Below are 23,780 nucleotides of genomic sequence, written 5' to 3'. Positions count from 1 at the left end.
GCCCTGGCCTCACGCCCGGCAGCCGTGGGTACGATCTCGCCCGCAAGCGGACTGCTGTGGCTGGCGCTGTCGATCGGGTTGGGACTTCTCGCGGCGCTGCTGCTGCGCGAGCTGCTCCCCGAGCGACCGGGCCCGCAGGTCAACTTGGCGTTGATCCTGGGCGTGGTGGCGTTCTTCTCCGGCGCGGCGGGCGTACTGCGGCTCTCGCCGTTGTTCCTGGGAGTAGCCGCAGGTGCGGCATTTTGCAACCTTTCGGTGCGCAAGGAATCGGTCTACGAGCTGCTGGGCAATTCCGAGCGCACGATCTACGTGCTGTTTCTATTGGCGGTCGGCGCGCTATGGAATCCGCAGCGGCTGGGCGAACTGACGCTGGTCGCGCTGCTCTACGTGATCGTGCGCGGCGTTGCCAAAGTCGGCGGCTTTGCCGCGCTGGCCGGGCTGGGACGCAACGCCCAGGGAGCGACGCCGGCGCGGATCGGCGGCCTGGGCCTGATCGGACAGGGCGGGCTGGCCCTGGCGATGGCCCTTGATTACCAGCGCGCGTTCCCCGGCGATTCGTCGTCGGCCGTGCTCTCAGTGATGATCCTCGCGCTGCTGATCAACGAGCTGTTGGCCTGGGGCAGCACAAGCTGGCTGCTCAAACGCCGGGGTATCCGATGAGGGGCGCGCTGCTGCTGCTGGCGTTGATCGTGCTCAGCGCGGTCATCATGCTGCTTTCGCCCGGAGCCGACGCGAGCGGCGCCGAGTCGGCGGTGTTCGCCCTTGGCTTCCTGCTGCTGGCCTCGTACATCATCGGCGCTTACACCCTGCGGCTGCGCATGCCGATGCTCACCGGCTATTTGCTGGCCGGGCTGTTCTTTGGGCCGTTCGTGTTCGGCGCGCTGTTGCCGCACTGCGGCGTGCTCTCGACGCGGACCCTGGACAGGCTGGGGCTGATCGACAGCCTGGCCCTGGGGCTGATCGCCTTCACCGCGGGCGGCGAGCTGCGAATCGCCGAGCTTAAACCGCGGATCGCCACCATCGGCCGCGTCAGCCTGGCCCAATTGATCGTGGTGTTCTTCGGCACCTCGTTGCTGATGTTTCCGCTGATCGGCCTGCTGCCATTCGGCGGCCATCTGGGCTGGCCCGCAATGCTGAGCCTGGCGCTGCTGCTGGCCGTGGTCTGCACGGCCAATTCGCCGGCCACCACCGTGGCCGTGATCAACGAGTGCCGCGCCCGCGGACCGATGTCCACGATCACACTGGGCGTGACCGTGCTCAAGGACGTGCTGGTGATGGTGTTGTTCTCGGTAGTGCTGATCGCCGCGAGACTGCTCACCGATCAGGAAGGCGCAGCCGACGCGCGCGTGGGATTGCTGGTCTTCTGGGAGGTGCTCGGCTCGCTGGGCCTGGGTATCGTGCTGGGCTGGTTGCTCTCGGCCTACATCAGCCGGGTTAAAACCGGCCTGCCGCTGCTGCTGCTGGCGCTGTCGTTCCTCAGCGTCGAACTCGGGCGCGAGCTGCATTTGTCCGGAGTGCTGCTGAACATCGCCGCAGGGTTCTACGTGATGAACTACTCCAAGCAGGGCCCGCGAATGATCGAGGCCCTCGAGCGCTACTCGCTGCCGGTGTTCATCATTTTCTTCGCCGTGGCCGGGGCCAAGATCGACCTGCCCGCACTAAAGCTGATGTGGCCCATGGCGCTGCTGCTGATCCTCGCCCGGCTGGTCTTTACTTGGCTGGGCACGCGGCTGGCACTCAATCGGCGCGAGCGCAACAAGGAGTACGGCCCCTACCTCTGGCTGGCGTTCATCTCTCAGGCCGGGGTCAGCCTGGGCATTGCCTCGGAGATCGGCCGCTCGCTGCCGGAACTGGGCAGCAACCTGCGTACGCTGATTGTGGCCACCATCGCCATCAACCAGGTGATCGGGCCGATCACCTTCAGATACGCTTTGGTGCGTGCCGACGAGGTCGACCAATCTTGAACACCGTCGTTCTGCTATACTTGGCGGAATCTGATGAATTCCAAGTCAAAAGACCAAGCCGCGGCTAGCCGCGTGACCTGGGTGGGCCTGCTGGCCAACCTGCTGCTGGCGGGCTTCAAGTTCGCGGCGGGCTTGCTGGGCAACAGCGCCGCGCTGGTGGCCGATGCCGCACATTCGCTGTCCGACCTGGCATCGGACGTAGTGGTGCTGATCGGCCTGCGCATCGCCGCGCGTCCAAAGGACCTCAGCCACCCCTACGGTCACGGCAAGGTCGAGACGGCCGCGGCCCTGAGCGTGGGCGCGTTGGTCTGCCTGGCGGGCCTGGGGATCATGTTCGACGCCACGCACAAACTCTACGACGGAACTCGCAGCCATCCGCTGCCGATCGTGCTCGTGGCGGCAGGAACCTCGATTGTGGTCAAGGAGTTGCTCTACCGCTGGACCGTGGCCGTTGGACGCCGCACCAGACATTCATTGCTGATCGCCAACGCCTGGCACCATCGTTCGGACGCCCTCTCGTCTGTAGCCGTACTGATCGGAGCCGGAGGCGCAATGCTCGGCGTGCCCTACCTGGACCTGCTGGCCGCGCTGGCGGTCTCGGTATTCGTGGTGCGCGCCGGAGTCACCATCGGCTGGGACGCGCTGCGCGACCTGCTGGACACCGCGGTCGACACCAAGCTGCGCAAGCGCATCGGCGAGATCATCTGCGATACCCCCGGCGTTATCAGCTGTCACCGGCTGCGCACGCGCAAAGTCGGCGAGGCAGTGTTCGTCGACGTGCACATCGAGGTCCGGGACGAGCTGTCGATTCTCGAGGCGCACAAGATAGCCGACCGGGCCGAGCTGCGGCTGCTGGGCGATCTGCCGGTGGACGACGTGATCGTGCACGTTGAGCCGACCTCGGCTGTTGATTGCCGTGACCATGATCGCGCCTAAGACGCTACGGGCCTTGATCGCGTTGCTCGCAACGTTGCTGCTGTGCTCTTGTGCGCCGACAGACCGCGAGGGACCGGCTGCCCAGGCTGCGCTTCCCCCAACAGCCCCCGGCCCGCACTGGAACGTGCTGCACGCCGACCAGGCGCGCACGGTCTGCATGCCGGTGCGCGGCGTGCGCACCGCGCCGCGGGTGCTGTTCGACGCGCGCGATACCGAGCTGGCGGTCTTCTCCGGCACGATGGTCGGTCCCGAGGGCCTGCTCTATCGCGCCATGGGACCGGGGCCGATCAGCCTCAATCCGCCGGAGGGCATCCCGCTTAAAATCGGCTGGACTCCGGCGGTCGAAACGCGCGATCCGCAAAGCGGCGAGCTGATTCGCCTGCGCGGATTCAACCTGGGGATGTTCACCAACTTCCCCTCGATCGACGAGCGCGGCAACGTCTACGTGCCGGACTGGGCGCGGCTGAGCAAGTACTCGCCGGGCATGGAGCGCCTGCTGTGGCAGCGCACGTTCGACGACTCGCCCTCCGATCTTTTGGCTCACGTACCCGCGGGCAACATGTGCTTCTTGGCCAACGGCGACCTGCTGCTGCCGCTGCTCGACGGCGAGCTGCACGTGCTCGATCCCCGCGACGGGCGAGTGCTGCAAACCTTGGACCTGCGACAGCTCGACCCGCCGGTGGCGCCCGACCCGCAGCACGGCAAGCTGGGGATCGTGCTGCGCAACGCCCTGGCGTTGGACGGCGACGAGCTGTTCGTGCTGGTCGACCGCGAGCTGATCCGCCTGCGCTACGATCCGACTTTGCGCGAGCTTCTGTTGCTTGAGCGCACACCGTATCCGGGGTTCTCATCCTCCACGCCGACCCTGGACCTGCAAAACAAACGCCTGCTGCTCGTGACCTACGACCCGGATCAGCCCGACGTTGCTCCGCGCCTGTTGTGCTACGACTATTCGCAAGTTCCACTGAGCCTGAGCTGGTCGATCGAGACCGACCTGGGATTCCTCGAGTCCGAGGACCAGCTGACCAACACCTATCTGCCGAGCTCGGGGGTGATTCTCAACAACGCACTCTACGGCCACGTCACAGCCTACATCGAACGCGACACGCCCCAGGGCCCGCGGCCCCAGCGGCTGTGGAGCACGCGCGAGACAGTATCCGAGAGCTTCGGCGCGTACATCGCCTCGGCCTCGGATCTGGACAACACGGTCTACGTGGTCAACAACTTCGAGCCGCGGCTCTACGCCCTGGACGCGCTGAGCGGCAAGGTGCTCTGGAGCTATGCGCTGCCCGCGCGCTCGATCAAGACCCCGATCGTTGAGCGCGGCGTGCTCTACCTGGACCACCACATCGGCCTGCTGGCCCTGACCGACCAACCCGCAAAATAAAAAGGGCGGACCAAACGGCCCGCCCGACAATTGCGATATTAAAGTCCGCTAGCCGTTTGTGCGCATGAACTCGCCCATGAACTCAACCAGCTCCTGTACCGACTTAAGCGAGATCGCGTTGTACATCGTCATCCGCAAATGCCAGCGCGGCGCGCGGCCGCCCAGGCCGATGAAGCCATCGGCGTTCGCCTGCTGGACAAAGCGTTTTTCCAGCTCATCGGATTGCATCTCGAACACCGCGTTCATCACGCTGCGGTCCTCGTTTGCGACCGAGCAGTTATAGAAGCCGTCGGTCGAATCGATGAATTTGTAGAATGTCTCGGCCTTGGCGCGGTTGATGCGCTCCATCTCCTGCGGTCCGCCCAGGCCCTTGATCCAGCGCAGCACGTTGCGCACCATGTAGATGGTGAACGTCGGCGGCGTGTTGAACAACGAGTTGTTCTTCACGTGCACGTTGTAGTCCAGCATGCTCGGCAGGTCTTTGCGACATTTTTGCAAAATATCGTCGCGCATGATCACCAGCGTAGCGCCCGCCGGACCGAGGTTCTTGTGGGCGCCGGCGTAGACGATGCCGAACGGTTTGACGTCGAAGAAGCGCCAGAAGATGTCCGAGGACATGTCGCAGACCAGCGGCACGCCGTTGGTTTCCGGGTAGTCGAAGAACTGCGCGCCGTAGATCGTGTTGTTCGAGGTGACGTGGACGTATTGCGCGTCGGGGTCGAGCTCAAGCTGTTTGGGAACATAGGCGTAGCCCTTGTCCTGGGACGAGCCGGCGATGCGCGGCTTGCCCACGATCTTGGCCTCGCTAAAAGCGCGCTCAGACCAAAAGCCGGTCATCACGTAGTCCGCGCTTCCGCCATTGCCAATTAGGTTCATCGGGATCATCGCGAACTGCATGGTCGCGCCGGCCTGCAGCCACATCACGTGGTAGTTCTCCGGAAGCTTGAGCATCTCACGCACCAGGGCGATCGATTCGTTGTGAACCTCGTCATAGGACGCGGCCCGATGCGAGGTCTCGAGCAGCGACATGCCGGTTCCCTGAAAATCCAACAGCTCGTTCTGAGCCTGTTCCAAAGCCTCCAACGGCAATGATCCCGGACCAGGATAGTAGTTGTGAACACGCATGGTGGTCACCTCCTTCGCTATTCAATTGTTGATAGGCGGGACGTTCCGGGAAGAGCGCCCGTCGAGCTCACCAGGCAGGTGTCTTCGTGTGGGGATATTAGGAGAAGATTCTTAAAAGAACAACCATCGCACAGACAATTTTTTCAGCGCGGGCAGCGTCTCATTTTTCCGTGTCGCCCAGCTGCTCCAGCAGCCGCTCGTACGGCTCGCGCGCCGGGCAAAAAATGTGCTCCGGCGTCTGCTCCACCACGGCGCGCAACGGCTCGAGGGCGCGTTCGTCGCCGATCTCTCCCAGGGCCCAGGCTGCGGCCTCCTCCAGGTAGGGCTTCTGCAACGCGCGGATCAGCGACTCCACCGCCCGCTGGTCGCCCAGCCTGCCCAGGGAACGCGCCGCCTCCGCGTGCAGCTCGCGGTCATCGCCTTGCAGCGCCTCGATCAGCGGACCGATTGCCGACGGATCGCCCAGCTCGCCCAGAGCCCGCGCGGCCCACAGGGCGATCGCCGGGTCGTCGCCGTGCAGCGCCTTAACGAAGTGACCGGCCGCGGGCCCGTGCCTAAGCAGCGCCAGCGCTTGGTAGACCTCGGCCGTGGCGGTGGCCGGATCGTCGAGCAGCTCCAGCAGCGGACCGGCGGCCCGCTGATCGCCCAGCTGCGCCAGTAGGACCACGGCGTGCGGTCGCAGCCGCTGGTCATGCAGGGCGCTGATCAGTCCTTCCACGGCCTTGGCGCCCATACGCCGGAGGATCTCCGCACAGTGCGGCTGATCCAGGAGTGCGAGCAGCGGCTCCAGCGCCGGCTCGCCGATTCGTACCAGCGCCGCGCCGGCGCCCGAACGAAGCGGCTCGCTCTGCAGCGCAACGATCAAGGGCTGCACCGCCTGCTCACCCAGCTCCACGCAGCGCTCGAAGTTGCGGCGCTCGATCCAATGCTCGGCCCCGATGCCGCGACCCAAGGCCAGCAATGCGTCCTCGGCCGCCTTGTTCAACGACGGCAGGTCGCTACCCAGCAGGCCGCTGAGCGCGTCAACCGCACGCTCGTCTCCCAGCCTGGCCAAGGCTCGCGCCGCAGCCTCCAACGTCTGGGGCTCGGTCTCGGAGCTTATCAGCGCGATCAACGGCTCGACCGCTGCGGTTGCGTGGATCTTGCCAAGAGCGCTCGCAGCGGCCGCCACGACCTGGGTATGCTCGTCGCCAAGGGCCGCAAGCAGTGCCTGTTCGGCGCGCGGATCCTCCAGCTCGCCCAGTGCCTTTGCTGCCGCGGCCCGCAGCTTGTGCTCTCTGCGTTTGAGCGCCCTGACCAGTCCGCGCAGGTTGCGTGCGGCTGCGAGCTTTTCAATGTCGGGCGGTCCGAACAGCGCCATTTCGATCCTCCGTGGGTTGTGGCGGATTATCGCAGATCAGCACGCGGCCGCAACCGAATCGCTCAAGGGTTGAGCTGCGGGCCTGCTTGCGGTATGTAGGTTCGCTGCCCGCCACCACCTGGGAGTTCAAATGTTAACCGTTCTATTCGTCATCCTGCTGATCATCGTCGCGGCCCGGCTCTATCTCTATTTCGTCGAGGCGGCATACGGCCCCAAGACCACCGAGGACGAGGTGCACTACGTCACTGCCTCGGACGGCTGGCGCATTGCGCTGCACCGCTATCGTCCGCGCGGTGAGAATCCCCACGGCGAGCCGGTGCTGCTGCATCACGGCCTGGCCGCGAGCTACAAGAATTTCGATTTGGGCGTTGGCACCAAAGAGCATCCGTCGCCATCGCTGGCGCACTGGCTGGCTGATCGCGGCTACGATGTGTTCGTCTGCGATTTGCGCGGCCGCGGCTTGTCAGACCACGCGGGCCTGTTCACCGGCAAGCGCTGGGACTGGACCGTGGACGACTTCATCTACAAAGACGACCCGGCGTTCGTCGATTACATCCTCGAGCGCACCGGCTTTGCCAACATGCACTGGATCGGCCTGAGCATGGGCGGCATCCTGCTGTTCTGCTATTGCGCGCTGCACGGCTCGCCCAAGCTCGCCTCGGGCGTGGCCGCGGGCTCGGGCCTGCGCTACGCGGATACCGGCTCGGACTACCAACCCATAATCGGCTTATCTTGGCTCGGACCGATCATGCGTCGGGTGCCGATCGGCACGCTGAGCAAGCTCCAGGCGCCGCTGGCCGGTCGCTGGAACCTCAAGAGCGAACGTTTCGACTACTACCCGCCGAACACCGCGCCGCAGGCCGGACGCGCGATCATGTCCGGCTCCCTTGAGGACGTATCGGGCAATCAGGTATTGCAAATGTCCACGCTGTTTAAAGGCCGCGGCCTGGCCTCGTGGGACGGCACGGTCTACTTTGCCGAAGAGGCGAAAAACATCACCACCCCCACGCTGCTGGTCTGCGGCGTGCAGGACCTGCAAAGCTCGGTTGATCTCTCGCACAAGACCCGCGAACTGTTCGGCGAGGGCGATCATAAGGTCGCGCCGTTCGGCAAGGATTTCGGCCATAAAGAGGACTACGGCCACATCGATCTGGTGGCCGGGATCAACGCCGAGAGCGAGACCTTCCCCGAGATGCTGGCCTGGCTCCAAACGCACCCGGCGCACAGAAACGAAGAATGAACGCGAACGATCTTCGAGACCTGTTTCTTAATTCCTGCATTGAGCAGCAGTGTCTCTCGCCCTACAAGGTCCCCCAGGCCCAGATGCTGGCCAAGGCCTCGGGCAAGGAGATCTTCGACGTTCTGCTCGACCTGGGCCTGCTGAGCCTGGATCAGATCAACAACATCCTCTCGCGGGTCAGCGGCTATCCGAAGCTCGATCCGCTGGTCGAGTCGCTACGCCATCCGCCGACCAAAGAGGCGCTGGCCTGCGTCTCGCAGAAGGTGGCGATCAACAGCCGGGTCTTCCCGCTGCGGATCGAGGACGGCGAGCTGCAGCTGGTAATGGCCAATCCCACAGACGATTCGGCGGTGCGCGCGATCCAGGAGATGTGCGGCTACCCGGTCAAGCGCTTCGTGTGCTACCCCAAGAACGTACTGCGCACCGTGGCGCGCTACTACTCGGCCTATGGCCGCAAGAGCTTCGAGGAACTGGTGCAGGACGGCCTGGACGAGGTCAGCGGCAAACGCCGCATCGAGCCGATACAGAGCATCTGGACCGAACCGCTGGGCCAGGCGCTCTACCGTGAGATCTCGTTGTTTCCGCGACAGAAGCAGTTCGAGGAGCAGCCGCCCGAGCCCGGCGAGGTGGCGGTGTCGCTGCTGGTGCGCAAGATCCTGGACAACGCAATCTTCCTCGGCGCCTCGGACGTGCATTTCGAACCGTTCCAGGACGTAATCAAAGTCCGCTTTCGCCGCGACGGCGTGCTGTTCTCGCAGTGGTTCATCCCCGACCTGCTGCGCACCAACCTGTTCAACCGCATCAAGATCATCGGCGGGATGAATCCCTCGATCACGCGCCGCACACAGAGCGGCCACATCAAATACGACCCGGCGCGAATGATCGGCGTGGACATCCGCGCCTCGATCGTGCCCACGCTGTTCGGCGAACGGCTGGCCCTGCGGCTGCTGGACAAGGGACGTACCCTGCTCAACCCGCTGACCCTGGGCATGGAACCCGACGACCTACGGACCTTCATGGGCAAGATCATCTCGCCCCAGGGTCTGATCCTGATCACCGGCCCCACGGGCAGCGGCAAAACGACAACGATCTACTCGGCCCTGGACACGCTCAATCAAGAAGAGCGTTGCATCATGACCATCGAGGATCCGATCGAGTACCTGATGTCGGGAGTAAGCCAGGTGCAGATCGACCAGCGCAACGATCTGGGCTACGCGGCTGCGTTCCGCGAGGTGCTGCGCCAGGATCCCAACGTGATCCTGCTCGGCGAAATCCGCGATTCCGAGTCGGCCGAGGTCGCGGTCTCCGCATCGGCCACCGGCCACCTGGTGTTCTCGACCCTGCATACCAACGACGCTGCCGGAGCGGTCCAGCGGCTGATCTCGATGGGCGCCGACGCCTTTGTGATCGCCGACTCGCTGCAACTGATCATCGCCCAACGGCTGGTGCGCAGGCTCTGCCTGCACTGCAAGCAGCCCGACGAACTGAGCGAGGAGCGCCTGCAGCAACTGGGCCTGAGTTCCGAACAATTAGCCGACGGCAAATACTATCGGCCGGTGGGATGCCCGCGGTGTAAGAATATGGGGTATCAAGGCCGCATCGCCGTGTTCGAGATTTTACAGCCCAACTCCGAGCTGCGCGGAATGATCAACGAGAACCGACCGGCACGCGATATCAAGCAGGCGGCGGTCAAAGCCGGGATGCGCACCATCCGCTGCGACGCGCTGCTCAAGGCTGGATTGGGAATCACCTCGCTGGACGAGGTCGTGAGGGTCACCGTCGAATAGTCGGCGTTATTCCCCTGCCTCGGTGTCGAGCACCATCGCGACCGAGTTGACGCAAAAACGCTTACCCGTGGGCTGCGGACCATCGTTGAAAACATGTCCCAGGTGAGCGTTGCAGCGGCTGCACAGCACCTCGGTACGCTTGCCCAGAATGCTGAAGTCCGGAATGGTGACCACGCGCTGGGGCGCGATCGGCTGCCAGAAGCTCGGCCAGCCGGAGCCCGAATCGAACTTACTCTGGGATGAGAACAGCGGATTGCCGCAGCAAACGCAACGATAGGTCCCCTCGTTCTTGGTCTCCCAATACTCGCCGGTAAAAGCGCGCTCGGTCCCCTTCTTGCGCGTCACGTTGAACTGTTGTTCGCTCAGCAACTCGCTCCACTCCTGGTCGGTCTTGATCACTTTCTGATCTAGGTCCATCGGAACCTTCCTCCACCAGTACTCGTCGATCGGCGGTCCATCGCCCGAAACAGCCCGGCCACGCAACAGCGTAGCGGTCACTAGTGCGGCGGATGAGCCGATCAGCAGGCCGCGTCTGGTCAACCTACTCCAGATCCCGTCGGACTGTTTGTACTTTCGACCTTTCATATTTACAAGGTGTCATTGTGGCAGCCGAAATAACATGAGGTCGATCATACGTCGGAGCATTCTCCGCCCGGTAATTCGATCTTTTTACATAGGTCTTTACGCGGCTCGGTGTTCAAGTCGGTCCGACGCGTTTGACAAGGTGCGTCAAAGAACTCTTTAATCCGTATTTCGACATTGGGCATCGACGCGAGCGGGACGCCCTCGGGCGATCTTCTTGCCGGGAGTTGAACAGATGACTGACCGAGTAATGATTTTCGACACCACCCTGCGCGACGGCGAACAGACGCCGGGAGTCGCCCTGAACATCCAGGAAAAGCTCGAGATCGCCGAGCAACTCACGCGCTTGGGCGTGGACTGCATCGAGGCCGGGTTCCCGATCACCTCGGTGGGCGATTTCGAGGCCGTGACCCAAATCGCCAAGTCGATCCGCGGACCGAAGATCGTCGGCCTGGCGCGCACTGCTGACAATGACATCGACCGCGCCTACGAGGCGGTCAAGCACTCGTCTCGACCCTGCATCCACACCTTCGTCTCGACCTCGCCGATGCACCTACAGCACCAGTTGCACAAGACCGAGGACCAGGTGCTGCAGATGGCGCAACACGCGGTGCGGCGCGCCAAGTCCCTGGTGGACGACGTCGAGTTCTCGGCGATGGACGCCACGCGCAGCGACCTGGGTTTCCTGCACCGGATCTACACTTTGGCCATCGAGTGCGGGGCAACGGTGATCAACGTGCCGGACACCGTGGGCTATACCCTGCCCGGTGAGTTCAGCGAGCTGATTCATGGGATCATCGACAACGTGCCCGGCGCACGCGACGTGGTGCTCTCGGTCCACTGTCACGACGACCTGGGTCTGGCGGTCGCCAACTCCCTGGCCGCGATCCAGGCCGGGGCGCGGCAGGTCGAGGGCGCGATCAACGGCCTGGGCGAACGCGCGGGCAACGCCTCGATCGAGGAGCTGATCATGATCCTCGACACGCGGCGTGACCTGCTGGGCCTGGACACCGGGATCATTCACCGCGAGATCGCGCGCACCTCGCGGCTGGTTTCGCGCCTCTCCGGCTGCGTGATCCAGCCCAACAAGGCGATCGTCGGCGAGAACGCCTTTTCCCACGAGTCGGGAATCCACCAGGACGGCGTGCTCAAAGAGCGCAGCACCTACGAGATCATGAGCGCCGCGCGCGTGGGCGTCGAGGCCGGCGATGGGATCTTCATCGGCAAACACTCGGGCCGCCACGCGTTCCGCGCACGCCTGGAACAGATGGGCTTCAACCTCAGCGAACAACAGCTCGAGCGCGCTTTCCGCGAGTTCAAGGACCTGGCGGATAAAAAGAAGTCCGTGGCCGGCGCCGATCTCGAGGCCCTGGCGCTCAACGAAATCGGCCTGGTGCCCGACCAGTTCGAGCTCGATCACATCCAGAGCTCCGGCGGCACCGGCGCGATCCCGATCGCCGCGGTGCGGCTGGTGCGCAAATCCAAATCGTACGAGGCCACGGCGCGCGGCGACGGCCAGATCGACGCAATCTGCAGCGCGATCCGCAAGGCCGCCAAGTTCAAGGGCCGGCTGATCTCCTACCAGGTCAGTGCGATCACCGGCGGCATCGACGCCCAGGGCGAGGTGACGATCAAACTCGAGTCCGGCGATCAGCGGGTCTTGGGTCGCGCCATCGGCACCGACGTGATCGAGGCCAGCGCCCGGGCCTACCTCAACGCGATCAATCGCCTGGCCGGCATGCGATGAGCGCCCAGGGCATGACCCTCACCCAGAAGATCCTGGCGCGCGCCGCGGGCCTGGAGCATGTACAGCCCGGGCAGTTCGTCAACGCACGGATCGACCTGGCGCTGGCCAATGACATCACCGGACCACTGGCGATCCAATCCTTCCGCGCAATGGGCGCTGAACAGGTGTTCGACCGCGCGCGGGTGGCGCTGATCCCGGATCACTTCACCCCGGCCAAAGACATCGAGTCGGCCGAACAGGCCAAGCGGCTGCGCGAGTTCGCGGCCGAGCAGCAGATCGAGCATTACTACGAGGTCGGCCGCGCGGGGATCGAGCATGTGATGCTGCCCGAGCTGGGTCTGGCCCTGCCCGGCGAGGTGATCGTCGGCGCGGACTCCCACACCTGCACCTACGGTGCGCTGGGCGCTTTTGCCAGCGGCGTGGGCAGCACCGATTTAGCCGCGGCCATGGCCACCGGCGAGATCTGGCTCAAGGTTCCCGAGACGATCCGGCTAATTTTCCACGGCCGCGCCACAGGCTGGGTCACGGGCAAGGACCTGATTTTGGCCGCCATCGGCGAGCTGGGGGCTGACGGCGCACTGTACTGCGCATTGGAATTCTGCGGCGAGGCGATCGACGCGCTGTCGCTGGACTCGCGGCTGAGCATGGCCAACATGGCGATCGAGGCCGGGGCCAAGAACGGCGTGTTCGCACCGGATCAGCAGGTGCTCGATTACGTGCAATCGCGCGCCAAACGCGAGTTCGAGCCGCTCTACGCCGACCCGGACGCGTTCTATTGTCGCACTATCGAGTTCGATGCCTCCAAAATCGCGCCGCAGGTCGCAATGCCCAGCCTGCCGGCCAACGCGCGCAACGCCGCGGACGCGGGCGAAGTGGTGCTGGACCAGGTGGTGATCGGCTCGTGCACCAACGGCCGGATCGAGGACTTGCGGATTGCCGCTAAAATTATCGAGGGCCGCAGCATCGCGCCGGGCCTGCGGCTGATCGTAATCCCCGGCTCACCCGCCGTGCTCCAGCAAGCCCTATCTGAGGGGTTGATCACAATCTTCGTACAAGCCGGAGCAGCAGTCGGTCCACCGACCTGCGGACCGTGCCTGGGCGGTCACATGGGAATTCTCGCCGCGGGCGAGCGCTGCCTGGCGACCACCAACCGCAACTTCGTCGGCCGCATGGGCCATCCGCGCTCCGAGGTCTATCTCAGCGGGCCCGCCGTTGCCGCGGCTTCGGCCCTTGCCGGACACATTGCCCTGCCCCCGGAGCGCTAGATGAATACGCTGATTAAAGCCCCGGCGATCAAAGTCGGGGACAATGTCGATACCGACCTGATTATCGCCGCGCGTTATTTGACGACCCACGATCCGGCCGAGCTCGCCGCGCATTGCCTCGAGGACGTGCTGATCGATCTGCCGCAACGCGCGCGCAACGGCGCAGTGCTGGTGGCCGGACGCAACTTCGGCTCCGGCTCCTCGCGCGAGCACGCTCCCATCGCGCTTAAGGCCGCGGGAGTCCAGGCGGTGATCGCCGAATCGTTCGCGCGGATTTTCTTTCGCAACGCGTTCAACATCGGCCTGCCACTGCTCGAATGTCAGGGAGCGGCCGCGCAAATCCAAGACCACGCGATGCTCCAGATCGATTTATCCAGCGGCGCAATCAGCGTGGTCGACAGCGAGCTGAGCTTGCAAGCCCAGCCGCTGCCGCCGTTCATGCGCGAGCTGCTGGAGGCCGACGGTCTTATCGGCTACGTCAAAACAAGATTGGGCAAAAAATGAGCACGTATCAAATTGCGGTAGTGCCCGGCGACGGCACCGGTCCTGAGGTCGTAAACCAAGGGCTGAAAGTGCTGGCGGCCGCGGCCGAGGTCCATGGTTTTAATTACTCGTTGCAAAATCATGATCTGGGCGGCGAGCGCTATTTGGCCGGAGGCGGCCTGTTGCGCGACGACGAGCTCGAATCCCTGCGGCGTTGCGATGCGATCTACCTGGGGGCCATCGGCCATCCGGAGGTCAAGCCGGGAATTCTCGAGCAGGGAATCCTGCTGCGCATGCGCTTCGAGCTCGACCAGTACATCAACCTGCGTCCGGTCAAACTCTACCCCGGCGTGGACTGCCCGCTGAAGGACAAGGGGCCCGAGGACATCGATTTCGTGGTGGTGCGCGAAAACACCGAGGGGCTCTACTGCGGCGCGGGCGGCTTCTCGCGCCGCGGCACGCCCTACGAGGTGGCGACCCAAGAGTCGATCAACACCCGCCGCGGCGTGGAGCGCTGCGTGCGCTACGCCTTCGAGTACTGCCGCATTCACGGCCGTCGCAAACTAACGCTGTGCGGCAAAACCAACGTACTGACCTTTGCCCACGACCTATGGCAGCGCGTGTTCGACGAGGTCGGCGTAGAGTACCCGCAGATCCAGCGCGACTACGCCAACGTCGACGCAATCTGCATGTGGTTCGTTAAAAATCCGCAGTGGTTCGACGTGATCGTCACCGACAACATGTTCGGCGACATCATCACCGACCTGGGCGCGATCATCCAAGGTGGAATGGGCATTGCCGCCGGCGGCAACCTCAACCCCGAGGGCGTCTCGATGTTCGAGCCGATCGGCGGATCCGCGCCCAAGTATACCGGACAGGGTGTGGTCAACCCGCTGGCCGCGATCTGCGCCTGTCAAATGATGCTCGAGCAGTTGGGCGAGGCCGACGCGGCCGAGGCGATCGAGCAGGCGGTGCAGCGCGCGCTGGCAAACGACCTCCAGGACGTGGCCGCAGGCAAAATGGGGATGTCCACCGACGAGGTCGGCGACCTGATCGCGCGCTACGTCAGGGGTTAGCCCGGCTCACGCAACGGGCTACTTGTCGATACGCTCCACCCAGCCGTAGGGATCGGACTCGCGGCCGTACTGGTAGGCGAGCAACATGTCGTAGAAGCGCTGGGCGATCGGCCCGGTCTTGGCGTCGGCCACCTGGAAATCGTCTTCCTTGTAGCGAAAATCCCTGACCGGCGAGATGATCGCCGCGGTGCCCGTGCCGAAGACCTCCTTGAGCCGCCCGGACTTCTGCGCGTCGACGACCTCGTTGATGGAGATCATCCGCTCGACCATCTTCAGGCCCCATTCTTTGCCCAGGGTCAACACCGATTCGCGGGTCACGCCGGGCAGGATCGAGCCGGTCAACGAGGGGGTGATCACCTCGTCGTCGATCACGAAGAAAATGTTCATCGTGCCGACTTCCTCGACGTAGCGACGCTCGATGGCGTCGAGCCACAGCACCTGGGAAAATCCCAGCTCCTGGGCCTCGATCTGTCCGGCGAGGCTCGCCGCGTAGTTGCCCGAGGTCTTGGCCTCGCCCACACCGCCGCTCACCGCACGCACGTAGCGGTCGCTGACAAAGATGCTCACCGGGTTGAAGCCCTCGGGGTAGTAGGCGCCCACGGGCCCGACAATGATGAAGAACAGATAATCGTTGCTCGGACGCACGCCCAGGAACGGGTCCGTGGCGATGATCGTCGGCCGGATGTACAGCGAGCTGCCCTCGGCCTCGGGGATCCAATCGCGCTCGACCAAAACCAACTTCTTGATCGCCCGGTCGAAGATCTGCGGGTCTACCTCGGGCATCACCATCCGTTTGCACGAGCGGTTGAAGCGCGCGATGTTGTCGCGCTGGCGGAACAGGTAGATCCCGTGCTCGGCCCCGTGGTAGGCCTTGAGCCCCTCGAACACTTCCTGGCCGTAGTGCAGCACCATTGCCGCCGGGTGCAGCACGATGTCTTCGACCGGTCCGATCTTCGGCTCGTGCCAGCCCTTTGAGGGCTCGTAGCGCATGGTGAACATGTGGTCGGTGAAGATGCGACCGAATCCGAGCTGCGAGTCGTCGACCGGCTTGAGCTTGCGCTTTTCTTGCGGGAGCTGGACGAGCTTGATCTCCATGGTCTACTCCATTGATATCGCGTGAAAGGCGGGAGCTGATCCCATTGGATGTTACTATATCCAATCCGCCTGTCAATTTTGCTCGGGGGCGACTAATCGAGCCTGCGGATCAGCCTTTGAGCTGCGCCAGCTCCTCAAAGAAATAAGCCACGGAACGCAGCCCGTTGTAAAAATTCGGCAGGTGGAAGTGCTCGTCGGGCGCGTGGGCGTTCTCATCGGGCAGGCCAAAGCCCATCAGCACCACCGGCGCGTCGAGCTGCTCGGCTAAAACGGTGACGATCGGGATCGAGCCGCCCTCGCGGATGTAGTACGCCTCGGAGCCGAAGCCCTTGCTCAGAGCCCGCGCCGCGGCCTGGACCTCGGGCGAATCCGGCGGACAGAGAAACGGGCTGCCGCCGTGGAACTTAGTGACCTCAAGCCGCACGCTGTCCGGGCAGATCGAACGCACGTGGCGCTCGAACAGTTCGGCGATCTGGTCCGGGTCTTGATCGGGCACCAGCCGCATTGAGACCTTGGCCGAGGCCTTGCTCGGCAGCACGGTCTTGGCCCCCTCGCCGGTAAATCCGCAGAGCATGCCGTTGACGTCGCAGGTCGGCCGCGCCCAAGTGCGCTCGAGGGTGGTGTAACCAGCCTCGCCGTGCAGTTTCAGCGCGCCGAGCTCCGATATGTATCCCGCCTCGTCGAACGGCAGCTTGGCGAACGCCGCGCGCTCGAACTCGGTGGGTTCGCGCACCTGATCGTAAAATCCAGGGATCGTCACATGACCGCTTTGGTCGACCAGCGAGCCGACTATCTGGGCCAACACGTTGCCCGGGTTGGCCACTGCCCCGCCGAACGATCCGGAGTGCAGATCTTTGGCCGGGCCGACCAGGTCCAGCTGCATGTAGGTCAGGCCGCGCAGGCCGTAGGTGATCGAGGGGCAGCCCTTGGCGAACATCCCGCTGTCCGAGACCACCACCACGTCGGCGGCCAGCAGCTCGCGGTTCTCGGCGATGAACGCCGGCAGACTCGGGCTGCCGATCTCCTCCTCGCCCTCAAAGATCATCTTGACGTTCAGCGGCAGCTCGGACACGGCGAGGAACGCCTCGACCGCCTTGACGTGGATCAGCAACTGGCCCTTGTCGTCGGCCGAGCCGCGGGCGTAGACGTCGTCCCCGCGCACCTCGGGCTCGAACGGCGGAGAAGTCCACAGCTCGAGCGGATCTTCGGGCTGCACGTCGTAGTGGCCGTAGATCAGCACTGTGGGCGCGCCTACCGGGCCTTTGTGTTCGGCGTAGACCAGCGGGTGTCCGTCGGTGAGCATCACCTCGACGCGGTGCACTCCCGCGGCCTTGATCTGTTCGGCCAGCACCTCGGCGCAGTGCAGCATCTCGTGCTTGCGTCCCTGGTCGGCCGAAACCGAGGGGATGCGCAGCAGCTGGAACATCTCGCGCACGAAGCGCTCGGAATGATCCCGCAGATAGTCGATCACGGCCTGCACGTCACACCTCTCGGATACTGATCTTGTAGCGGACGTTGAGCTTGTTGGCCAGCGGCTCCAGGGCGTAGCTGATCAAGACTCCGAAAAACAGCCCGAAGAACGCACCGAGCAGCAAGTCCATGACGTAGTTGTTGAGCGTCTCGTTGGGCAGCGCGCGCAGGGCGTGGTACAGCCCCAGTCCGACAGTGCTCGAAACGCACCAGTTGACGATCGCCCTGAAGCGCCGCGCCTTAAGCAGCGCGTCAACCCAAATCGCGAGCAACACCAGCAGCGGCCCGATGATCAGAAACGGCCACAGCGGATAGTACGGCCGGTAGAGCTGTACGCGCAGTTCGCTCTCCAGCTCTTCGCCGAGTCGATCGTTGCGCAGAAAGTAGCTACGGTTCGCTGCGAGTTTAATCGGCAGCACAGCGGTGGTCTGCACCTGATGGTGGTAGCCGCGGGTCCGGCGGTAGAACTTGCGGCGTTGCCGCACCTCCTTGAACTCGCCCTCGAAGGTCCGCTGACCGCCGCCGCGATCGCCCAGCACCAGGGACCAATCGCCCTGCATCTCGTAGCGCGCTTTCTCGGGCAACAGGAAACGGCCTTGGACCACCATCCTGTATTTGCCGGGCTTCACGCTCGAGAGGTCGATTTGCTCCATGCGCCCGATGGTCTGATCGAAGACATCGGTGCCGAATGAGATGCCGCGCAGCAGCGGCAGCACGCTGAAGACCAACAGCGCCGCAGCCAGGCCGTAGAGCAGCTTGCGCCACGGTCCCTTGAAATACTCGAGGTTGAAACGCACCAGCAGGTAACACGCCAGTCCGATCAGACATAGTCCGAGCAGCACGAAACCCACGGTCTCGACCTTCTGCAGCAACGCGACCTTTCCCGCGCCGATCAATTCCTCGATCGTCTTCATTTCCTCGGGCGTAGCCGTTGCGGCCGCCGCCTCCGCGGGCTGCTCCCCCTCGGGCGCGGCCTGTTCGCCCTCGAGATCTGTTCGCTCGGGAAGCTCCTCGATCTGCGCGCCCGCCTCGTATTCCTCGGCCGAGGTCTGCTCCTCTTGTCCCATGGTCTCAAGCACGAAGTCGTCGGACTGAGCTGCGCCCTGCTCAGATTCGGAGGGCTTGGGGGCATCAGAAGCCTGCTCGGCGTCGGCCGCCTGCTCCGTCTCGGCCGCCTGCTCCGTCTCGGGGGCCTGCTCGGCATCAGAAGACTGCTCGGCGTCGGCCGCCTGCTCCGCTTCAGCGGCCGGCTCGTCGGCCATGATCTCGATCTTGGTCGTTTTGTTCAGCGGGTAGGTGACGATGTATGTTGCCAGACCGATGACCAGAAACGACAGAAGGAAGATCAGCAACGGCATAAACAGTGACGCCGTCTCCTTGGTGCTGGGCATCTCGCCCTTGCCGCTGGTGCGACGGATCGTCTTGGGCTGATCGGACTTGGGACGCGGCTTGGGCTGCGCCACGGGCTGTTGCGGCTGATCGGGCACGACAGGCTGCGTCGGTCGGGTCTTCGCGCCCGGGGCTGTGCCCGGTGCTGCGGCGGCCTTACGGCGCTTGTTGCCCTTCCCCTTCTTGGCCATTGATTCCTCCAACGTCGACCGGCGCAATGTCCGGTCCCTATCCATGGCGCAGCGGCCTGCGGCCGCTTATTGTCTCAGATCTCGGTCTTCAGCCTGCGATCCTTGACCCGCTCATTTTGATAATCGGGCAGTAGCATCGGACTGATCTTTTCGGCCGCGATCTCCGCGGTCGCGAGCGCCTCATGATAGCGCCTGACGTGATCCAATGACAGGGGCGAGTCGGTTGCTCCATCCGCGGCAAAAGCTGCCGCGCTACGGCCCGCGATGCGGCCGAAAACAGTCACGTCGAGCAGGCTGTTTCCCATCAGCCGGTTCTCGCCGTGCACACCGCCTCCGACCTCGCCGGCGATGAACAGCCCGGGCAGATTGCACGAGGTGTCGGCGCGGTAGACCATCCCGCCGTTCTGGTAGTGCAACGTGGGGTAGATCAGCATCGGTTGCTTGCTGATGTCGATGCCGTAGCGCTTGTACATGATGTACTTGCCCGGGAATTCGCGTTTGACCGTGCCCGCCCCTCTGAGCACTTCGATCATCGGACTGTCCAACCAGCAGCCGATTTTGCCCGTGGGGGTCGGCACGCCGTTGCCCTGCTCGGTGCACTCGCGGATGATGCTCGCCGCCTCCACGTCGCGCGGCTCGCGCTCATTGACGAACTGCTCGCCTTTGGCATTGAGCACGTTGGCCCCGGCTCCGCGCACCTTCTCGGTGATCAGAATCCCCTCGGCCTGCTCGGGGTAGACCGCACCGGTGGGGTGATACTGCACCGCGTGCAGGAAGCACACCGGCACACCCGCGCGATAGGCGATCACGATCCCGTCGGCCGTGGCGCCGTAGTGGTTGGTGGTCATGAACCCCTGGATGTGCAGCCGCCCGGAGCCGCCGGTGGCCAGCACCGTGGCGCGCGCACGGACCGTCAACAGCTCGTGGGTCTCGAGGTTCATCAGCACCGCGCCCGCGCACTTTCCGCGCTCATCGAGCAGCAGCTCGATCGCCGGAGAGAACTCGATCACGCGGATCTTGTCCGATTGGTTACGCGCCTCGTCGCGCAGGGTGCGCATGATCTCCGCGCCGGTGATGTCCGCGGCGTAGTGCATCCGCTTGCGACAGGTGCCGCCGCCGTGCATCGTGCGCAGCCGACCGTCGTCTTCCTTGCTCATCAGGCAGCCCAGCGACTCCAGCCAGCTGATCACCAGCGGCGCCTCGGAGACCAACGTCTCGACCAATTCGGGCGTATTTTTAAAGTGCCCGCCGCCCATTACGTCGAGGTAGTGCGCCGCCGGGTTGTCCTTGTGCCCCTTGCTTGCGGCCTGGATTCCGCCCTCGGCCATCATCGTGTTGGCGTCGCCGTGGCGCAGCTTGGTGGCGATCAGCACCTTGGCCCCGGCCTGGGCCGCCAGCAGCGCAGCCGATGTGCCCGCGCCGCCGCCGCCGATCACCAGCACGTCGGTCTCGTAGTCCGTCTGCGATAGGTCGATCGCGTCGGGGTCGATCCGCGAGTACGATTCGAGCTGCTCCGCGACCTCGTGGCACAGCGCGTAGCCCGCGCTGGGGCCGACTTGCAACGGCCGGCGCCCCTCGGAGCGGTAGTCCGGGTGAAACTCGAGGCGCTTCTGGCGTTGATCGAGACTCAAGGTCTCGAAATGCTCGCCCGCAAGCGCTCTCTGGACGCGCTGGGGCCGCGTGGCCTCAACGCGTTTGATCGAATCCATCAGCTCAGCGGTGTATCCCATTGCTCGCTCGCTCCCTTTAGAACTGCTCGCCCGCGGGCGGCGTCCAGTCGTCTTCGGTCTCCATCGGCTCGATCGTTCGCGCGGTGTAGGTCCGACGCATCGTGGACTCGTCCATCGCCTTGAGCTGTTCGAGCTTGTCTTGATGCCCGCCCTGCTCGATCGTTTCGCAGACCTCGGTCAGGTGTTCCGCGCGCGGGATCAGGTGTACTCCGGCCAGCCGCCGCGCCAACTCCGCGATGTGGTACTGCGCCAGCTCCGCCGGACAACGCGCGGTGCACAGCCCGCACATCACGCAATCGAAGCTCAGCTCGGCGCATTTTAAAATATCGCCGCGCAACGCCGCGCTGATGTACTCCATCACCTCGATCTCCATCGGGCAACTCTTGGTGCAGGTGTTGCACCCCATGCAGCGCTGCAACTCCGGGTACAGCGCGCTGAGGGTTTGGGCCGTGGGCTCAAGCTTCGTTACGTCGTACTGGGCGCGGTTGGCCGGGAAGAACGGAATCTGGGCGATGTACATATCGGGCTGCACGATCGTCTGGCAGGCCAGTCCGATCTCGACCCGGTAGCTGCCCGGAACGCGCCACAGCGTACCGCAGGCGCCGCAAATTCCGCCGCGGCAGCCGCATCCGCGCACCAGCTTATAGCCCGCATACTCGAACGCCTTCTGGATCGTCAGGCTGCCGGGCACCATGTAGCGCTTGCCCATGATGAAAATCGGCACCAGCTCGTCAGCAGTCTGCGGCGGCGTCTTGGTCTGAATTTCGTCCATCGCTATTCTCCTCGCATCGGTCCGGCTCTCACCAGACGATGAAGATCCCGATCATGATCCCGAACGCCAACGCGGCGAGCACCATGAAGTAGTTGTCGAGTTTGCTCACCAGCGGATTGGGCGGGATCATCTCCTCCACGCGCTCGTCCACGATGTAGTCCTTGAGCTCGGTGTCGACCTGCGGGCAGGAGAGCACGCAGGCCCAGCACTGTTCGCAGTCCTCGTCGACCAACGTCTCCAGCGCCATGCTCGTGCGCTGGCCCGTGCGGTCCACGCGCTCGGTCTCGCGCCGCAGCACGGGGCAGGAGTCGATGCAGTTGCCGCAGGCCACGCAGCCTTGGTCGAAATCGACGCTGTCCTCGCGCAGATCGAGCCGGTGGTAGGGCTCGATGCCGCGGCTGAGCAGACGGAAGCGCGCCACGGGCGGAAACTTGGTGTCGAGAATCTCGTCGGCCACGACCACTTTCTGCGGGTCAAGGGGCTCGACGTGAAAGCGGCTGACAGTCATGTTTCGTCCTCCGCGACTATCGGCGGTTTTTCCATGTAGGCCGGATGGCACTTGACGCAGGGCTGTTTGTCCTCGCTGTCCATGTCGGCCAGGAACATTCGCATTCGTCCGTGCAGCACGCCGTTGTGGCAGCGTCGGCAGCTGCGCTCGCTGGGCAGACCCAGCACTTTGCCCGGATGGTTCTGCGGGTCGGCGTCAAGGTGGCACGCGGCGCAGGACATCGGGTTGCTGGTATAGAGGTTGACGTTCTTATCCGCATTGGACGGATCGGCGTAGAACCGGTCGTGGCACTGGGCGCAGTGGCCCAGACGCGCGCGCTGTAAAAATTCCAGCTCCTCGTGCTCGACCTGGATTTGGCCGAGGTTGATTTGCTCCAACCTGCGCTCGAGCTCCGGGGTCCAGGCGCGCACCTGGAAGTGCCGCTGATGGCTGAAGCGCAGGCCGATGACGCGCAGCCGGTCGCTGAGCTCGAGCAGCCGCTGCCCCTTGATTTCGTCGGTCTCGAGAATCTTGTAATGGCAGCGCAAACACAGCTCGTCCGCGTACTGCGGACCCTCGCGCGGGGCCTGCATGCGCGGCGGGTTGGTCAACTCGTCAAACCCGCGGCCCGCGCGCACTGCCACCAGCTCAAAGAAGTTGATCAACTCCTTGTCCGTATGGCACTCCAGGCAGTTGACGTGGGCCTCGCTACGCAGGTTTTTCACGTACGGCTCGTGGGCCGTGGATTCCAAATCAATGGGCTGGTACGGACCGCGCTGATGGTGGCACTTAAGGCAGAAATCGTTGGCCTGGTTGTACTGCACCATCGCGCTGAGCCCGACCACTCCCAGCAGCAGCAGGCCCGCGAACACGGCAAACGGATTGACCGCCATGGCCAGGGCCCAGGCGCGGTCAAGCACGCGGCGCAACGCGCTCACGCCTCAAGCTCCAGCGCGGTCGGCGCGATCACCAGGCAGCCGCGGCGCTCGTCGAACTCGATGGTCAGCATGCCGCGCACGCGCTCGCCGTTCCCCGCGCGTCCCCACCAGACCAGCTCGACGTCGAAGTCAACGTCTTTGGCGGCCAGCTCCGCGGGCGCGGGCCAGGGCCGGGCCTCGGCGAACGGTCCGCAATTCTTCCTGCCCACTGCGTCGGCAAGTCCCACGCATCCCGGGGCCAACCCCTGGGTAATCACCGCCCTGCCCTGCAGCTCGCGTCCGGCAAGCTTGAGCGTCAGTCTGCGGCCGTCGCGGATATTCAGCCGCGCGGCGGTCGCCGCCGGGATCAGCAGCGGAGTGTCGTGGGCAATCTCAGCAAGCCACTTGCAACGCGCCAGCTCACCGCGCATCACGTTGCGCTGATAGACGATCGGCAGCAGCTCGCGGTCGCTGACAGCGGGCAAGGCGCTCGCCGTCTCCAGCCCTTGGGCCAGGTGCGCGCGGCCGTCCGGCGTGGGGAACCCCGCATTGCGGAAGTGTCCGATCACCTCGCGTTCGGGGCGCATGGGTAAAGCGCCCGCAGCAACGGCCGCCTCAAAGCTCTGCGTCTCGACCAGCGGTCTCAGCTGCTCGAGAGTCGCCTCGAACCACTGGGCCTCGGGCTCGATCTGCAAACCGCGCAGCAGCGGCCCCAGGTCCGACTGCTCGCAGAGCATGTTCAGCGCATCGCGCAACGGCAACGCAACGCCCATGGGC

At 64.4% G+C, this 23,780-nt stretch carries 21 protein-coding genes; 10 read left to right on the top strand and 11 right to left on the bottom strand.

The features are described 5' to 3' along the window. The 4 genes from P9M14_12210 to P9M14_12195 form a co-directional block, all read left to right on the top strand. On the top strand, positions 1-660 hold a 660-nt coding region (locus P9M14_12210), incomplete at its 5' end, for a hypothetical protein (protein MDP8256504.1). Then, entirely contained in the window at positions 657-1,964 is a 1,308-nt protein-coding gene (locus tag P9M14_12205; GenBank protein ID MDP8256503.1) for a cation:proton antiporter, read from the top strand. The genes P9M14_12210 and P9M14_12205, both read left to right, overlap by 4 nt. Before the next feature lie 33 nt (positions 1,965-1,997). Then, complete coding sequence (locus P9M14_12200) at positions 1,998-2,900, top strand: cation diffusion facilitator family transporter (GenBank protein MDP8256502.1); 903 nt, start codon at positions 1,998-2,000, stop codon at positions 2,898-2,900. Then, a complete protein-coding gene (locus P9M14_12195) occupies positions 2,887-4,287 on the top strand; it encodes a PQQ-binding-like beta-propeller repeat protein (GenBank protein MDP8256501.1) in 1,401 nt (466 codons plus the stop codon). Before P9M14_12200 ends, P9M14_12195 begins: the two co-directional genes overlap by 14 nt. Positions 4,288-4,335: 48 nt before the next feature. Here P9M14_12195 and serC read toward each other — a convergent pair whose 3' ends face one another. Further along, entirely contained in the window at positions 4,336-5,412 is a 1,077-nt protein-coding gene (gene serC, locus P9M14_12190) for a 3-phosphoserine/phosphohydroxythreonine transaminase (protein ID MDP8256500.1), read from the bottom strand. 160 nt (positions 5,413-5,572) lie between these two features. Then, positions 5,573-6,772, bottom strand: a complete 1,200-nt coding sequence (locus P9M14_12185; protein ID MDP8256499.1) for a HEAT repeat domain-containing protein — start codon at positions 6,770-6,772, stop codon at positions 5,573-5,575. 130 nt (positions 6,773-6,902) lie between these two features. Here P9M14_12185 and P9M14_12180 point away from each other — a divergent pair, with 130 nt between their 5' ends. Next, positions 6,903-8,012: an alpha/beta fold hydrolase gene (locus tag P9M14_12180; protein ID MDP8256498.1), complete on the top strand. Its 1,110-nt coding sequence runs from the start codon at positions 6,903-6,905 to the stop codon at positions 8,010-8,012. After that, positions 8,009-9,799 carry an ATPase, T2SS/T4P/T4SS family gene (locus tag P9M14_12175; protein ID MDP8256497.1) on the top strand — a complete coding sequence of 597 codons (1,791 nt, stop codon included), beginning with the start codon at positions 8,009-8,011 and terminating at the stop codon, positions 9,797-9,799. Before P9M14_12180 ends, P9M14_12175 begins: the two co-directional genes overlap by 4 nt. A gap of 6 nt (positions 9,800-9,805) precedes the next feature. Here P9M14_12175 and msrB read toward each other — a convergent pair whose 3' ends face one another. After that, positions 9,806-10,339, bottom strand: coding sequence for a peptide-methionine (R)-S-oxide reductase MsrB (gene msrB, locus P9M14_12170; protein ID MDP8256496.1), 534 nt, complete (start codon positions 10,337-10,339; stop codon positions 9,806-9,808). Between the two features lie 277 nt (positions 10,340-10,616). Between msrB and P9M14_12165 the strand changes: the two genes are divergently transcribed. The 4 genes from P9M14_12165 to P9M14_12150 are packed head-to-tail and all read left to right on the top strand — an operon-like array spanning position 10,617 to position 14,952. Continuing rightward, positions 10,617-12,128, top strand: a complete 1,512-nt coding sequence (locus tag P9M14_12165) for a 2-isopropylmalate synthase (GenBank protein MDP8256495.1) — start codon at positions 10,617-10,619, stop codon at positions 12,126-12,128. After that, positions 12,125-13,393 carry a 3-isopropylmalate dehydratase large subunit gene (leuC, locus tag P9M14_12160; GenBank protein ID MDP8256494.1) on the top strand — a complete coding sequence of 423 codons (1,269 nt, stop codon included), beginning with the start codon at positions 12,125-12,127 and terminating at the stop codon, positions 13,391-13,393. Before P9M14_12165 ends, leuC begins: the two co-directional genes overlap by 4 nt. Beyond that, on the top strand, positions 13,394-13,897 hold the full coding sequence (locus P9M14_12155; protein MDP8256493.1) for a 3-isopropylmalate dehydratase small subunit: 504 nt from the start codon (positions 13,394-13,396) through the stop codon (positions 13,895-13,897). Continuing rightward, complete coding sequence (locus P9M14_12150) at positions 13,894-14,952, top strand: 3-isopropylmalate dehydrogenase (protein MDP8256492.1); 1,059 nt, start codon at positions 13,894-13,896, stop codon at positions 14,950-14,952. The genes P9M14_12155 and P9M14_12150 overlap by 4 nt, the downstream gene beginning before the upstream one ends. Before the next feature lie 18 nt (positions 14,953-14,970). On the opposite strand, the gene P9M14_12145 is transcribed toward P9M14_12150, so the two are convergent. The 8 genes from P9M14_12145 to P9M14_12110 all read right to left on the bottom strand — a co-directional run. After that, on the bottom strand, positions 14,971-16,047 hold the full coding sequence (locus tag P9M14_12145) for a branched-chain amino acid aminotransferase (GenBank protein ID MDP8256491.1): 1,077 nt from the start codon (positions 16,045-16,047) through the stop codon (positions 14,971-14,973). Positions 16,048-16,156: 109 nt separating this feature from the next. Next, entirely contained in the window at positions 16,157-17,527 is a 1,371-nt protein-coding gene (locus tag P9M14_12140) for a dipeptidase (protein MDP8256490.1), read from the bottom strand. 1 nt (position 17,528) lies between these two features. Next, positions 17,529-19,097, bottom strand: coding sequence for a hypothetical protein (locus P9M14_12135; protein ID MDP8256489.1), 1,569 nt, complete (start codon positions 19,095-19,097; stop codon positions 17,529-17,531). A gap of 74 nt (positions 19,098-19,171) precedes the next feature. After that, complete coding sequence (locus P9M14_12130; GenBank protein ID MDP8256488.1) at positions 19,172-20,827, bottom strand: FAD-binding protein; 1,656 nt, start codon at positions 20,825-20,827, stop codon at positions 19,172-19,174. A 16-nt stretch (positions 20,828-20,843) separates the two neighbouring features. After that, positions 20,844-21,599, bottom strand: a complete 756-nt coding sequence (locus P9M14_12125) for a 4Fe-4S dicluster domain-containing protein (protein MDP8256487.1) — start codon at positions 21,597-21,599, stop codon at positions 20,844-20,846. 28 nt (positions 21,600-21,627) lie between these two features. Continuing rightward, positions 21,628-22,107, bottom strand: a complete 480-nt coding sequence (locus P9M14_12120) for a 4Fe-4S dicluster domain-containing protein (protein MDP8256486.1) — start codon at positions 22,105-22,107, stop codon at positions 21,628-21,630. Continuing rightward, complete coding sequence (locus P9M14_12115; protein MDP8256485.1) at positions 22,104-23,024, bottom strand: NapC/NirT family cytochrome c; 921 nt, start codon at positions 23,022-23,024, stop codon at positions 22,104-22,106. The genes P9M14_12120 and P9M14_12115 overlap by 4 nt, the downstream gene beginning before the upstream one ends. Next, on the bottom strand, positions 23,021-23,780 hold a 760-nt coding region (locus tag P9M14_12110; protein ID MDP8256484.1), incomplete at its 5' end, for a hypothetical protein. The genes P9M14_12110 and P9M14_12115, both read right to left, overlap by 4 nt.

This window comes from Candidatus Alcyoniella australis, from assembly GCA_030765605.1.
Taxonomy (GTDB): Bacteria; Lernaellota; Lernaellaia; order JAVCCG01; family Alcyoniellaceae; genus Alcyoniella; species Alcyoniella australis.
This window is presented reverse-complemented; position numbering and strand designations above follow the sequence as displayed.